Genomic DNA, 13,982 nt, shown 5'->3' on the forward strand with positions numbered 1-13,982 from the left:
TGACTCTATAATTTGAGGTTGAGACAAAATTGTTCAGTATCAAGAAATAAGAAAGAATTTCCGAAAATTGACAAGAAATACAAACACTAGTTTTTGATGTTGATTGTTACCTGCTTGGTGCTCCTCAAATTTTCCGAAGATACTAGTTTTATCTCACCGTTTATTCGTATTTAGAAATACTAGAAGAGACTGAGACAAGTTTTGTCCCAGTCTCTTCATGATTGACAAAGAGCCGCAATCGTTGCTCCAGCTTCAGTTAAATAGTTAGTATAGAATTTTTAATAACATTTTTTACTTTCTTAGAACTAATTGTCCGTTACGTACATCGTAATGGTATGTTCCTCTTGTATTGTGTTTCAAGTTCTCATGATTGATGGCTAAACGAGTTGCATTTGCTTCTCGGTGTGTCACAGTAACTGTGTCGCCCTCCTTCAAATTGATCGTATCCGTTTTAGCATCATAATGACGATCTCCAATGTATTCTTTTTGATAGAGCGTTTCATTATTACGTGAAATAGTGATACTTGCATAGCGATCATTGAAGTAACTATGCGGAGTACCAGCTATTGTACGTACGGTTGCTACGCCATTTGCTACGTCAAAGGAAGCAAAATGGAAGTTTCCTAATCCTTTGAAAGTAAACTCTTGCAATTGATCAAAAGCATTATTTAATCGTGTCAATAAGTTATCTTTTTGGCTACTGTTTGGTAAAGCCGTTACTTTTTTCTTGGCTTGATCAATATCTTTTTGCATCAGATTTGTCTTGATTTTCGAATGATCATTGTCTTGGAATAAGTGGTCAACAGCTTCTGTGGCTTCTTTGAGATAGTTATTTAATGAAATAGTTACTGTACCATTGTCTTTCACAAAAAGATATGGTTTTTGGATATAACCAGTGTCTGTTCCCAATTCAAGAGAGTATACACCATTTGGCATGTTGTTGATCGTAACTGGATCGCTACCTAAAGTAATTTCTTTATAAAGTTTGTTTCCATCTAAAATACGCAATTTCATACCTTCGAACAAGTTGCCATCTTTAAACTTCAATGTAACGTTGCTTGTTAGATTCAATGGTTTTAATTCTTCATTTGTAACTAAAGATAAAACGGAACTTAGACGATTATTTTGTGTCAATTGTTGAATCGCTGCATCTAATCGATTATCAGGAACCACTTGTGCCAAATGAGCCACTTGTTGGTAGCCATTATCTGCGGCTGCTTTTTTCGCTTTTTCTGATACTGATAAGCCCCAAGCGTTTAAGACAGCAGAAAAGTCCACTTTCTTCGGTGCACCCATTTCAGTTGTGATCAAATCTGGTAATGGATAGTTATTGGCATTGAATCCTGACTGACTAGCAAATTTTCGGTAGTTTGTATAGAAATTTGTAAAGCCTTCATTTCCTGCTTTATCAACGATGTTTGAAAGAATGACTAATTTTTTACGTAAATCTTGACTATTGAATTTTGGATCAGCACTATTGATTGTATTCTTTAATGCATTTTCAATGGATTGTTTGTGTCCATAATCATAAAGCCAAGAATTTTTATCGGCAGCAGTTTTACCCATGTGTTTGTAATTATAAATTACACCATATAGATTATTCCAAACTTCACCGACATCCATTCCTTTGTTCATAAAGCTTCCTTGATAGCCGTGACCAGTTTCATGAAGCACTCCCCAACCATCGCCTAACCAAGCGTCGCCAGACGTACTAGTTTGTGCTGCCCAAAGGCCACCATAATAAAGAGCACCCGCACCTGAAGCATCTGCTTTATAGAAATATCTACGTTCTGAAGAACGGTTCAATGGATTTGGGTCATTGTCAGATAAACCTAATAATTCATTATAGGATCCGATAATATCATTATCATATTTATCAATTAGACGGTTGAGGTCCACTTTTAAAGCTTGATTGCGATTTTGTTCAGGTAAGAAAGTTTGAAATCTCTTTCCTTTGATCAATCCATAACCTTTTGTTTGATTCCAAGTATCTTTAAATGCTTCGATATCCCCATTTTTACTAAAGACTGGTAATAGGATTTTTTGTCCTTCTACAGTAAATTCTAATTGTGGTTTTTCCCCATTTTCTTGATTATATGGCGTATAAACAAATGGTACTGCTAAAGCTTTAGCAGTTAGTGTGACATTGTTTGTTGTGAAATCAATAGCAGATTCAGTACTTGAATTATTGGTTAATAAACGCAACGTCATTTTTGAAGTGAATTTTGGATTCGTTTGTCTAATGGTAATTTTTGCACCTTTTGTTAATTGGATACCTAAATCTTGACGATCATGATCTTTCCCCATTAAAATTCCTGCAGCAGCAGTATTTCCTGGATATGCTGTGGTGAACATCGTTTTTTTATAGGTTTTTAATGCAAGATAAGCTTGGTCATATTTTTTTTGTAAAGCTGTTCGTTCAGCTAATCCGTTAGGTAAAGCATTGATTTTTTCTAAAGCTGTGTTTAATTGTTCTTGTGTATTTTCAGCTTTAGGTGTTTCGCCATCGAATAAATCATTGACGGCTTTCGTCGCTTCTGCCAGTTGCGAAGTGAGGTTTTCTAATTTGCCATTTTTAACAAGATAGGTGTAATTGCCGGCAGTATTGCCCTTTAAAGAAGGATCTGTAGCAACAAAACGAGTATCATTCGCTTCACGATGTGTGATCGTTACGATATCCCCATTTTGTAAAGGAATATCTTTTTGTTCGGCTGTCAATTTTTGGTTGCCGACAAAGTTTTTTTGATAAACCACTTGTGTCCCACGTTTAATTTGTAAACTTGCGTAAGTATCTCCATAGAAGCCCCAATGTGGTTGGACAGCGAGGGTTTGTAAGTGGAGGTTACTTCTAGCAACACTGATTTGAGCAAAGGTTGTATTATCATAACCTTTTAAGGTAAATCCTTGTGTTTCAGCTTGAACACTGATGGCATTGTAGGCCTTTTCCAGCTTATTCCATAACTGATCGCGTTGAGTTAGATAATCCGGTAGTGCATTAAGTTTAGCTGCTGCTGCATCTGCTTGCTCTTGGGTAATGCCCAGTTTAGGTGTGTCGCCATTGAACAACTCGTTGACAGCTTTCGTTGCTTCTGCCAGTTGCAAAGTGATGTTTTCTAATTTGCCATTTTTAACAAAATAGGTATAATTGCCTGCAGTATTGCCCTTTAAAGAAGGATCTGTAGCAACAAAACGAGTATCATTCGCTTCACGATGAGTGATCGTTACGATATCTCCATCCTGCAAAGGAATATCTTTTTGTTCAGCTGTCAATTTTTGATTGCCGACAAAGTCCTTTTGATAAACCACTTGTGTTCTACGTTTAACTTGTAAACTTGCGTAAATATCACTATAAAATCTTGAGTGTGGTTCAACGGCCATTGTTTGTAAGTGAAGAGTACTATTCACTACACTAATTTGAGCAAATGTTCGATCATAGTAACCTTTTAGGGTGAAACCTTGTGTCTCAGCATGGACACTGATAGCATTGTAAGCTTTTTCTAGCTTATTCCATAATTGACCAAGTTGGGGCAGGTAATTTGGTAGTGCGTTAAGTTTAGCCGCTGCTGCATCTGCTTGTTCTTGGGTGATGCCCAGTTTAGGTGTGTCGCCATTGAATAAATCATTGACTGCTTTTGTCGCTTCTGCTAGTTGTAAAGTAATATTGCTTAATTTGCCATTTTTAACGACATAAGTGTAATCGCCAGAAGTATTACCTTTTAATGATGGGTCATTGACAGCAAAACGAGTATCATTCGCTTCACGATGAGTGATTGTTACGATATCTCCATCCTGCAAAGGAATATCTTTTTGTTCAGCTGTCAATTTTTGGTTGCCGACAAAGCTTTTTTTGTAGACGTCTTGTGTTCCACGCTTAATTTGTAAACTTGCGTAAGTATCTCCATAGAAGCCCCAATGTGGTTGAACAGCGAAGGTTTGCAAGTGAAGGTTACTGTTAGCAACACTGATTTGAGCAAAAGTTGTATTATCGTAGCCTTTTAATGTAAAACTTTGCGTTGAGGCTTTAGGAATAACTTGAGTATTAGTTGATGAGAGATTTTCTTGGGTAGCTAGTACTTGGGCACTTGGTAAAAGTAAATTTGAAAATAGCATGATACCAGTAGCTGAAGTAACAATTATTTTCTTTTTCATTGTATTTCATCCTTTCTCCTATCCAAATAAAGATTTCTGTTTAGGACCTAAGCATATTATTAGTGGCTCAGATAATTTTTTTTTATATTTCAAAAAAGATAGAAGAAATTTATTTTGCTAGAAATAGGTTAAGACATTGATATAACAATATTTGATGTGGATAACTTTAGGAGAGCAATCATTTTTTATTGGAAAAAGGATAGACGTTTATTCGATTGGAGATTTTTATTTTTTAACATAAGTATTCTTGAAATTGAAAAAACGTGAAAAATTTTTTTTTGGAGGTCGCCTATAATTTGTCTATCAATAAAAATTTATTGACAATTTAATAGGAGGTTTTAATGTAAAATGGGAAAGAAAAATCTATCAAAAAGCAAAAAACTTAGAAAACAACTACTTGCTGCGTCAGCTGCAGGCTTAGTGCTTGTTTCAAGTGCAGCTAGTGCAGGAACCTCATTGGTTTATGCAGCAGAAAAAAATCAAACAGCAACTACTGCTGAAAAAAATACAAAAAATTCGGAGGCTATTTCAAACGAGAACACGTTGACTCAAAAACAAAATCTAACAGCTACAGAAAGAAAAACAGTGAATCCTTCCAATTTTGATTGGAATATTGGAGAAGTATTACCATCAACACCGACGAATAATTATTCTGGGACACTACCAAATACTGTGCGAGGAGCTACTTTTCAAATTACTTTTTCAATCTTCAAACAACCTAGTTCCACATTAACAGCGAATGACATAAAGGTTAATGTTCAAGGGAAAAATGTGAAGTTTTCTACTTCGCAATATTCAAATACAATAAATGTTCAAGTGACATTCCAAGCTGAAGGAACATCAACTAATTTTTCTATTAATGTGGCTACTGGTAAGGGAGATATTGCTCGTTGGAATACAAGTAACTATCGTAAATTCACCGATGTCCCACAAAGTGCAATCACAAGTAGAAACAGAATCAGTACATTGCTTGACTCAATTTATTCAACGAGTGGTGTCTTAGCTCCAGGTGTTACTCAAAGTAGAATTGATAATGTTCGTCAAGAAATGAATAATTATATTCCAAGAGATATTAGTAGTAGCTATATCTCAGCATACTGGGCTAATTTCCTTACACCGTTTCTAGATAAAGCATCCGCTGAAGTAGATCAAATAAATAAAGCTACGGTAGCAGTGAATAACTTATTCAATGATAATCAAGTACCTAAACCTAATAATACAAGTGAACAGGTTAACGCTGCCAAAGCATTAGTAAATGCTCTGCCATATAGTCAAGCAAAAGAAGACTTGCTTGCAAAGGTTGCAAAAGCTCAGAATGCTTTAGACGAAATACAAGTACAAGCAGCCACAGAAGCAGTAAATGCGTTATTCAATGGAGATACACCAAAACCAGAAAATACACAAGAACAAATTGATGCAGCTAAAGCTAAAGTGGATGCATTAGCAAATAGTGATGCAAAAACAGCTTTATTAGCAAAAATTACGACAGCTCAAAATGCTTTAAATGCAGAAGTAGAAAAAGAAAATGCAGCCACAGAAGCAGTAAATGCGTTATTTAATGGTGATACACCAAAACCAGAAAATACACAAGAACAAATTAACGCAGCCAAAGCAAAAGTAGATGCATTAACAAATGAGACAGTAAAAACAGCTTTACTAGCAAAAATCACTGCTGCACAACAAGCATTGGATGAAGCAACTGAAGAAGCTGCGAAAGTACAAGCAGCCACAGAAGCAGTAAATGCGTTATTCAATGGAGATACACCAAAACCAGAAAATACGCAAGAGCAAATCAATGCAGCCAAAGCAAAAGTGGATGCTTTAAAAGCAAGCGAAACAAAAACAGAATTATTAGCCAAAATCCAAAAAGCACAAGAAGCACTTGAAGAAAAATCGAAACAAACATTAACACTTAATCCATATACATTAGGAGATCAATATGTAACGGGTACAATTACTGGGAACATCAAAAAATTCCAATTGATTGTCAATGGACAAACCTATGAACCTGGTTTTAAATTAAAAAATGGAAAACTTGAAGTATATGTAGGAAATCGTGTCCCAGAAGGAACAACTGAGTTTACATTAAAAGCATTTAACCCAGCAGGCACACAAGTTGCTTCTCAAACAGTACAAGTTCAAGCACCATCATTGTCTGTCGATAAATTTGTTTTAGGTAGTGAATACATGACAGGCTCTTACCAAGGCAACAGCATTAATAAATTCCGACTAACTGTTGATGGTAAAGTATATGAACCAGGCTTTAAATTAGAAAATGGTAAATTTGAAGTTTATATCGGAAGTAAAATTACTGGAAGTTCAAAAGTTATTAAGCTTGAAGCATTAGATAAAGCCGGTAAAACAATTGTCGAACAAAATGTAACAGTAGAAGCACCGCAATTGACAATTAATGAGTACATTCGTGGTAATGAATACTTAACAGGTACTGTTGCAGGGGAAGGCGTTAAAAAATTCAAATTGATTATTAATGGACAAGAAAGCTTCCCAGGATTCAAATTAACTGACGGTAAATTTGAGATTTACGTTGGTAATAAAGTACCAGCAAATGTTAATTCTATTAAAGTAGTGGGAATAGATAAAACAGGTCAAGAAATTGTTTCTCAAGATGTGAATGTACAAAATCCTGAGTTACAACCAAATGAATACCTAGCTGGCAATGAGTATGTAACAGGGACGTTCACAGGTCAAGCAATTAAAAAATTCAAATTAGTAGTTAATGGACAAGAAAATTACCCAGGATTTAAAATCACTGAAGGTAATAAATTTGAAGTATATATTGGTAACAAAGTACCAGTAGGAACAACGACATTTACGCTGATTGGATTAGATAAATCAGGACAACAATTGACTTCAAAAGAAATCACTGTGCAATCCCCAACTTTAAGTATCAATGAATATGTCCGTGGCGATGAATATATGAGAGGTACATTCAACGGTGACGGCATTAAGAAATTCAAATTAGTAGTAGATGGACAAGAAAGCAATCCTGGTTTTAAAATCACTGGTGAAAACCAATTTGAAGTTTATATTGGTAATAAAATCACGGCTGATTCAAAATCTATAAAATTAGAAGGTCTAGATAAATCTGGAAATGTCTTAGTAAGTCAAGAAGTTTCAGTTTCCCAACCAGAATTAGTTCCAAATGAATATACACGTAATTCAGAGTATCTAACAGGGACTTACAAAGGAGATATCCGTTCTATCAAATTAACTGTTGATAATAAGGAATACAAACCAGGCTTTAAATTAAAAGAAGGCAACCAATTTGAAGTTTATATTGGTAATAAAATTCCAGCTTCAGCAAATAGTTTTACAATTGAAAGTCTAAGTTTCGATGGAAAACAACTTGTTTCTGTAAATGTACCTGTTAAATAAAAGGTATGAAAGACGCTCAAAGCATAGAGAACGCTTTGAGCGTTTTTTTGTTAAAGTTCGTCTTTTTGATATAAAAGTAAAAAATTCCAACTGACTTTGATTTTTTTTCAATTATTGAGGCTGTTCTAAAAAAAAGGAAGAAATAGTTAAAATTAATACTTTGTGCAACTAAATAGAGTCATTGACCGAAGGAAGCTAAAGAAATGTATTATTTCTATCCTATCTTTCAACTAGATTCATTTAAGTTTTTAGTATGAATATAGCAGTATGTTTAAAAATGAAAAAGAATGGATAGTTAATTTTATTGATAAAAAAATAGGCTGAGGTGAAATAGATAAAAAAATGTTATCTGTATGTTTTGCTAAAATATAAATTAAGAAAAGAGGAAAGCGGCTCTCTTTTTCTGCTAGTTCATTGCAAAAAGTATTCTTTAAGGTCTTTGAACGAATGTTTTTCATTTTTAGTAACTTAGAAGAAATTTTTACCAAAATAATTGTAAAATGAGCAGAAGTAAATTTTTATAATGATAACAGTAAGTAATTTTAGGAAGTTAGGAGAAATGATCATGAAATTAGAACGTGGAATCACTGTTTCGGCCTGTGCTGTCTCTGGGGAATTAGCTACAGGGAAGATTAGTAATATTTTAACGAATGTCGTTATTGTAGAAGCAGGTGTCAAACACTATGTTGTTACTAAGAAAGTGCTGAAGGAACAAGGATATATCATCGAAGAGCCAGAAGAAGAATTAGCAAAAGATTATAAAGATTATATAGTAGCGATTTGAAGAGAAATAATCTTTGTCCCATCCTTGCTCTTAGTTTGTTCAAACTAGTTTACTGAGTGGAAAAAAGAAATATTGCTTATTCGAACAAACAGAGTGAAATCATTGGTACTGAACTAGCTTTTTTATTAGTGATAGAAAAGAAAAAAGAATTAGCAAGCAAATTGGATCTTGCTTGCTAATTCTTTTCAGTATCAAGTGAAGATCAATCAAAGTTCATGATACGTGTCGCAATCTTATTGATATCCTTAGAGATGGAATTCAATGAGATTGGGAAAATATTCTCGGTGTTAAAGGTTTCCTTATTCAAAAGCGTTCGCTCACAAATAATTAGATGACCGGTTTTTTTGATATATTTAGGCACATCGTCCATGGAATAATAAAGGGTAGTGTCAATCAATAAATCACTTGTAGACATTTTCTTTTCTAATGAATTCCGAAATACGATATGCGAAGTTTCACTTTCTGCTACGATGACCACACCTATTTTTGATTGGTTCCCATGGGTCAAGATGAAAAAGGTCAACTGACAAAATTCTTGCAGATGAAAATAAGGAATATGATGAATAGGAGTATCAAGTTCTTCAATCCATTTATTTAAAATAAACTTGACTTTATTTAATAAATCTAGTTGCTCTGCACTTAAGAAAATATGTTTGGTAACTAAGAAATTACCAACGTTCAAAGCACACGTGTATAGCAGGTTAAAGAGGGGGACTTCAAACAAAATATTGCCAAATAAATTCACACCAAATTCTTTTTCAAACATTTCGATCAATAAATCGATTTCTTTAAACTTGGTGATCAAGCGATTTCTTACATAATGATAATCGATCTCGATCATGAAATAATTTGGTGAATTGTAAGGAAGTGTACGGTAAATAAGGGCTAGATAGGCTATCTCTTCATCTGTTAAAGGTTCCTCGATTTGTATGAAAATCTCTCTAAACATATTGAAAATGATACCATCTTTAAAAATGTTCATAGTGTCGTTTGGAAAGACAATTGGATTGCTTTTTCGCCGTTCCAATGAAAGATAGATGGCGGATTTGAAGAAAGTATATTGAGTTTTATTTAAACGATTAGACAGGATATGAAGTAGTTTGTCTGCATATTTTTCAGCTTTTTCCATTGTTATGGGATCAATTTGTGTATCTAAATAGTCACACCGCATCCAAACTGAAAGGATCAAAAAGCGATACTGTAACTCATGCGATTCTTCGGGTTCCTTCGTAAGTGGGGTGAGTGCTTCTGCAAAATAGTTCTCTACATCTTTTTTTATTTTGAATACTTTTGTCACAGATAAAAACTCTTCATCCACAAGTGTTAAATAATCATTTTCTCCCATGATATATCGGGAACAAACTCTTAAAAAATTAGAATCTTGGTAAATTTGTTTGATGAGATCATAGCGCCTAATAGATGGTTTGAAAAATATCAGTAGATGACTACTAGTCATTTTATAATAGTCGATATCATCTTCGAGTCGAATGACTAATTTTTGGAAATCCGCTTTGATTGTGTTGAATGTCACACCCAATCTTTCTGCAGTTTCGCTTACGTTCAGTTCTTTTAATTCAAATAAAAATTCAACTAACTTTACTTTTCTAATAATGTCTTTTTCTATATAATCTTCAATCATTTTAAATTCTCCTAAACAGATTTGATTCTCTTCCATTTGAAGTTTCCTTCGCTTGGTAAATATCACTTTATAACGCAAAACATCCATTTTTTGTTCGTTAAATTTTGGGGGAACCAATATAAATAAAGGTAACTATAGTTATTCTATAAGCAATTTTAAAAGGGATTTTTTTTATTATTAATTTTTTTGTGGGGTTCTATAAAAAAATTAGGAAAGTATTATGAACGAAAATACTATACTAATATAGCAACTAAATTTTTTTGTACTAATTTAGGAAGAATGAGATAAATGATTTTAAGGAGAGATGAACAAATGAAAAAAATAATTTTAGCAAGTATGGTTGTCTTCGCATTGGCAGGCTGCTCGGCAGGTAAATCAACTAAAACTACTAATACAACTAGCACTGATAGTACAGCTTCTTCCAGTCAACCAACGCAGACAAGTAGTGAAATGACATGGGCCGATAAGCAAGATATAGAAGTAAAGCAATTAACAAAAATTGCTGAAAAAACGATTACCCAAAATAATAAATTGGACCCAAAAAAATTGAAGTTTATTAAAGAAACATTATCAACAGCTGATTTAAAGACAGTTAAAGGAAAAGGCCAAGAATATAAAAATGTCAAAGAAATTTATGGGAAATATAGTTATGAAGGTAAAGAGTCTGATTTTGATCTAGTGATTTCATTTGAAAAACCAGATTCATTCAAGCAATATACAGTCATCAAATATGTAACGGATAATGAAAAAACTAATTTCAGTAAGATTGATTAAGTCAATAGTTGACTGTAGTATCCCTTAGATAATTGATAGCAACTAAGAAAGATAAAAAAAGTATTATTTTCTTTCAAAGTGAACATCGTCAATTAACGAGCAAAAATAGTTTATAAATAATTTTATTTAGGAGAATCAGAGATAAGGATGGAGCAAACAGTAAACATAGAGAAATTTTGGCGTATCATAAAAAAAAGAAAATTTGCGATTGTGATTTCTGCTTTATTAGGTTTAATTATGTCCATGCTTTTGATTGCATTTGTCTTAGTCCCAAAGTATGAATCACAAGCCCAATTAATCGTTACTTTACCTAAAAACGAAACGGCAGACATTAATGATGTCAACAGCAACTTGCAAATGATTACCACCTATAAAGACATTATTACTGGAGACTTGATAATGGATGAGGTGTCTCAAGACTTAGCGAAAAATTTTGGTGTCCATTTAACAATTGAGCAATTACGAAACCTTATAAGTATCAAACAAAAGGAAAATTCTCAAATGTTTTCGATTGTCGCAACGGATCCTGATCCAAAACTTGCCCAATACATTGCTAACGTTACAGCCGAAAAATTTCAGAAGAATGCAAAAAAATTACTCAATGTAGATCGCATTTCGATTATTTCAAAAGCTACGCTTAGTGCAACACCAACAGAGCCACATAAAAAAATAGTTTTGGCCAAAGGATTGCTTATTGGTTTATTTATTGGTTTGATGATCATTATGATATTAGAATTCATGGATCGAACAATCAGTGATAGTGAGACGATTCAAAATGAATTTAATATGGTGGTACTGGGAAGTATCCCTTATATGGATGACAATGAGAAAAAAAATCGAAAAAAGAAGTAAGGGTGTAATCAATGAGAAAGACAAGAAGAGGAAGAAATGCCACAGTCAGAAAAAATTTAATTACAATCATGGATAAAACTTCACCGATTACAGAACGCTATCGAACGATTCGGACCAATATCCAATATAGTTTTCCTTATGGTAAAAAAGTGCAAACATTAGTGGTTACTTCGCCAGGTGTAGGTGAAGGTAAATCAACTACAGCAGCTAATTTAGCAGTGGTTTACGCAAATCTAGGGCAAAAAGTATTGATCATAGATGCAGATATGCGGAAGCCAACCCTAGACAAAATTTTTTCTTTAGAGAAACATGTAGGTCTTAGCACATTATTAGGTACAAACATCAAGGCTAAAGAATGTATACAAGAAAGTTTTGAAAAAAATCTTTCTGTTATGACAAGTGGACCGAAACCTCCTAATCCGGCTGAATTGTTAGGTTCTTCTCGCTTAGAAGAAGTGATTGAGGAGTTGGAAGCAACCTATGACATGATCATATTCGATACCCCTCCCTTGACTGCCGTGACAGATGCACAAATACTGTCTTCAAAAGTGGATGGAACGATTATGGTAGTCAGTGAAAAGTTAACAAAAAAAGCGAATTTTCGAATAGCTAAACATCTACTGGAATTAGTAAATGCCAATATTTTAGGAGTAGTTTACAATGCTTCTAAAGAGGATGAAAATCAAGGCTATTACTACTATGGATCGTGACCTGCTATCATGTTCCAAATGAAACTCTTTGCTAAAGAGAAAAGCATCAAAGTACACGAATGACAAAACAAAAGAACTTTTTCAAAGAAGACCCTAAGTTTTGAAAAAAATCATTTGTCGTAAGAGGCTGACACTGAGGTCTCTCATTTATTTCCTTTTATAATTATGAAAGAGTTTGAGACAAAAATTTTTTGTCTCAAACTCTTTTTATGTATACAAATCATTTTTTATTTTTTTAAGTAATTCGTTTGAAGGCTAAAAAAACAAAAAAAATCAAGTGAGGGTTCTCAGTAGAATAAAAGACATAGTTAATCCTAAATTTACAGGATTTATTAATGAAAGGCGGAGAGATCATGAAAAATTTTAAAGGGATATTGTTTACATTGGTGTCAGTTATCTGTTTATTGTTGCCGACAGCAGTTCATGCTGAAACACAAGGGGCAATCACCAACGCAGAAAGAGATATTTTAAATGAGCTTTATACCGGTGTAACGGTGAAAGGGAAAAAATATGATTTTGATATTACAGATATCACAAAAGCAGAAAATTATCTGAAGGTCCATCAGGTGTCAGATGAAAATGCGTTAAAGGTAGCAAATTACTTAAGAGAAGCACGTCAATTGATCTTAGATAATTCACAAAATGTCGATGTTCGTTCGATCCATTCACTAAAAAATCTGATCAAAGCTTTACCACGTCCAGTGATTGAGCAATTAAAAACGATTGTCTTAAAAATTGGAGAAATTTTAAATCTGAGAGTGACTTTTTATCGAGATGGCGTTTCGGTTGTCGATCCTTCAGGTACTCCTATTTATTCTACAGAAGATGAAATCAAACAAACCGGTGCAGATTATACCACGAGCTATGTGGCTTTAGGTGCTGTATTGATGTTGGCTGGAGGCGCATATTGGGTGGCACGTAGAAGTGAGTAAGAGAGGAATCAAGGGAGGGCTAAATCGAATAGTTAACGGATGTCTGTTGGCGTTTCTTTTTTTGGTCATCAATTATTCTTTGATTTATGTGATTGGCAAACCAGTCATTCACTTTGTCACCTCCTCTATCCAGACATTGTTACTTGCAGAGGCACCCACATTTAAAGAGAACAATCATAAAGAAGCTATCAAACAACTTTCTACGAATGGAGAAAGCGAGATTTCTTCTAGTAAAATTCAATTTCCTCATTATGGTCAATTGTATGGAGAGATATCTGTCCCTTCGATCCAATTAAAAACACCATTATATTTTGGCGATTCAGCAACTATTTTAAGAAAAGGCGCGGGACAATATATGGGTTCCACTTTTCCAGGAGAAATAGGAACTACATTGATTGCTGGGCATAATAGTGATTCATTTGGCAAGTTAATTAACATCAAAGCGCAAGAGATTATAACAATCCAAACGAATTACGGTAGCTATCAATATGAGGTAGAAGAAGTAAGAGTAGCCAATAAACATGATACTCAGATAAAGCAGGAGATTCGTCAAAGAAATAATGCCAAATTAATACTATATACCTGTTATCCGATCGACAGCATTGGCTTAACGGATCAACGATTATTTGTAACTGCAAAATTACATGCAGGACCGATGATCAATGAAAATAAATAAACAAAGGATAGTCGGCATGAAGAAAGGTTTAAGAAAGAAAACAGCACGCTTATTTTTGACCTATATTTGC

At 33.9% G+C, this 13,982-nt stretch carries 9 protein-coding genes; 7 read left to right on the plus strand and 2 right to left on the minus strand.

Features of this window, described 5'->3' with window-relative positions:
• Positions 1-291: 291 nt before the first annotated feature.
• Positions 292-4,149, minus strand: coding sequence for a putative mucin/carbohydrate-binding domain-containing protein (locus IGJ23_RS01040; RefSeq protein ID WP_016249923.1), 3,858 nt, complete (start codon positions 4,147-4,149; stop codon positions 292-294).
• A gap of 348 nt (positions 4,150-4,497) precedes the next feature.
• Between IGJ23_RS01040 and IGJ23_RS01045 the strand changes: the two genes are divergently transcribed.
• Both IGJ23_RS01045 and IGJ23_RS01050 read left to right on the plus strand, forming a co-directional pair.
• Positions 4,498-7,545 (plus strand): immunoglobulin-like domain-containing protein, encoded by a 3,048-nt coding sequence (locus IGJ23_RS01045; RefSeq protein WP_251849576.1) that lies wholly within the window; start codon positions 4,498-4,500, stop codon positions 7,543-7,545.
• 565 nt (positions 7,546-8,110) lie between these two features.
• Positions 8,111-8,329 carry a hypothetical protein gene (locus IGJ23_RS01050; RefSeq protein WP_010720317.1) on the plus strand — a complete coding sequence of 73 codons (219 nt, stop codon included), beginning with the start codon at positions 8,111-8,113 and terminating at the stop codon, positions 8,327-8,329.
• A 202-nt stretch (positions 8,330-8,531) separates the two neighbouring features.
• Here IGJ23_RS01050 and IGJ23_RS01055 read toward each other — a convergent pair whose 3' ends face one another.
• A complete protein-coding gene (locus tag IGJ23_RS01055) occupies positions 8,532-10,004 on the minus strand; it encodes a helix-turn-helix domain-containing protein (protein ID WP_010736872.1) in 1,473 nt (490 codons plus the stop codon).
• Positions 10,005-10,280: 276 nt separating this feature from the next.
• On the opposite strand from IGJ23_RS01055, the gene IGJ23_RS01060 reads away from it, so the two are divergent.
• The 5 genes from IGJ23_RS01060 to IGJ23_RS01080 all read left to right on the plus strand — a co-directional run bounded on the left by IGJ23_RS01060 (position 10,281) and on the right by IGJ23_RS01080 (position 13,912).
• Complete coding sequence (locus IGJ23_RS01060; RefSeq protein WP_010720315.1) at positions 10,281-10,742, plus strand: hypothetical protein; 462 nt, start codon at positions 10,281-10,283, stop codon at positions 10,740-10,742.
• Between the two features lie 147 nt (positions 10,743-10,889).
• Entirely contained in the window at positions 10,890-11,594 is a 705-nt protein-coding gene (locus IGJ23_RS01065) for a YveK family protein (protein ID WP_010720314.1), read from the plus strand.
• A gap of 11 nt (positions 11,595-11,605) precedes the next feature.
• The gene (locus IGJ23_RS01070; protein WP_010720313.1) at positions 11,606-12,304 is read left to right on the plus strand and encodes a CpsD/CapB family tyrosine-protein kinase; all 699 of its coding nucleotides are present in this window, start codon (positions 11,606-11,608) and stop codon (positions 12,302-12,304) included.
• Positions 12,305-12,657: 353 nt separating this feature from the next.
• The gene (locus tag IGJ23_RS01075) at positions 12,658-13,236 is read left to right on the plus strand and encodes an LPXTG cell wall anchor domain-containing protein (protein ID WP_223603460.1); all 579 of its coding nucleotides are present in this window, start codon (positions 12,658-12,660) and stop codon (positions 13,234-13,236) included.
• On the plus strand, positions 13,229-13,912 hold the full coding sequence (locus IGJ23_RS01080) for a class D sortase (RefSeq protein WP_010736874.1): 684 nt from the start codon (positions 13,229-13,231) through the stop codon (positions 13,910-13,912). Before IGJ23_RS01075 ends, IGJ23_RS01080 begins: the two co-directional genes overlap by 8 nt.
• Positions 13,913-13,982 lie beyond the last annotated feature (70 nt).

Source organism: Enterococcus sp. DIV1682a (assembly GCF_051711005.1).
In the GTDB taxonomy this organism is placed as follows: domain Bacteria; phylum Bacillota; class Bacilli; order Lactobacillales; family Enterococcaceae; genus Enterococcus_B; species Enterococcus_B hirae.

What these genes read in the sequence shown, in the direction of transcription:
- IGJ23_RS01045 (WP_251849576.1), top strand. Translation starts at nt 4,498, where the DNA reads ATGGGAAAGAAAAATCTATCAAAAAGCAAAAAACTTAGAAAACAACTA.
- IGJ23_RS01055 (WP_010736872.1), bottom strand. Translation starts at nt 10,004, where the DNA reads ATGGAAGAGAATCAAATCTGTTTAGGAGAATTTAAAATGATTGAAGAT.
- IGJ23_RS01040 (WP_016249923.1), bottom strand. Translation starts at nt 4,149, where the DNA reads ATGAAAAAGAAAATAATTGTTACTTCAGCTACTGGTATCATGCTATTT.
- IGJ23_RS01060 (WP_010720315.1), top strand. Translation starts at nt 10,281, where the DNA reads ATGAAAAAAATAATTTTAGCAAGTATGGTTGTCTTCGCATTGGCAGGC.
- IGJ23_RS01050 (WP_010720317.1), top strand. Translation starts at nt 8,111, where the DNA reads ATGAAATTAGAACGTGGAATCACTGTTTCGGCCTGTGCTGTCTCTGGG.
- IGJ23_RS01065 (WP_010720314.1), top strand. Translation starts at nt 10,890, where the DNA reads ATGGAGCAAACAGTAAACATAGAGAAATTTTGGCGTATCATAAAAAAA.
- IGJ23_RS01075 (WP_223603460.1), top strand. Translation starts at nt 12,658, where the DNA reads ATGAAAAATTTTAAAGGGATATTGTTTACATTGGTGTCAGTTATCTGT.
- IGJ23_RS01070 (WP_010720313.1), top strand. Translation starts at nt 11,606, where the DNA reads ATGAGAAAGACAAGAAGAGGAAGAAATGCCACAGTCAGAAAAAATTTA.